A 623-nucleotide genomic window follows, 5' to 3' on the forward strand; every position below is an offset into this window, starting at 1 on the left:
CAGAAAGCGAACGTAGGCAAGCCGCTCGTCGCGCGGCATGGTGGCGAAATCCGGTTCGCGCACCTTGCCGGTGCCGTCGCAAACATCGCAACGCACGTCGTAGGCACCGGCCATATAGCGATCCCACGCTGTCGTTTGGCTTTCGGCGTCCCAATCGCAAGCCATCTCAGCCTGTTCCTCAGACGTGAATCCATTGCGGAACGCGGGATGATCGACCTGGCCACTGCCTTTGCAGCAGCCACAGATGACCCAGCGAAGGTGACGGGTTTTGAAAATCGAGGTCATGCTGATCTCCATGGCGGTGCGCCTCAGCTACGCACGTAATAGTCGGCTGCGGACATGCTCACATCGACGCCCAGCTCGGGATCATAAACACCTTCAACCAGGTCGCCGGATTCGTCCAGCCAATGCTCCCCGGTGAACTGGTAGATGCCCTCCATGCTGGGACCAATATCTGCCTGCAACTGAGGGTCAAGCCGGTCAAAGCCAAGGCAATACCAGCCAGGCTCGGTGGGGTACTGCCTGTTCAGAGAGGGCTTCAACCGGTGCTCTTCCGGGTGGGAAGCGAGATGCCGACAAGCGGCGGTGTCGCAGAAAGCCGCCAAAGCCCGCGCATCGCTGGC

General features: G+C 60.5%; 2 protein-coding genes. Both read right to left on the minus strand.

What is annotated here, in order from left to right; all coding sequences use genetic code 11:
* A partial coding sequence (locus ACR6JA_RS22210; protein WP_494599556.1) for a hypothetical protein occupies window positions 1-297 on the minus strand: 297 nt, incomplete at its 3' end.
* 11 nt (window positions 298-308) lie between these two features.
* Window positions 309-623 (minus strand): hypothetical protein (locus tag ACR6JA_RS22215; RefSeq protein ID WP_494599558.1); only part of this gene is annotated, 315 nt, incomplete at its 5' end.

It is taken from the genome of Cedecea sp. B1(4) (assembly GCF_059414925.1).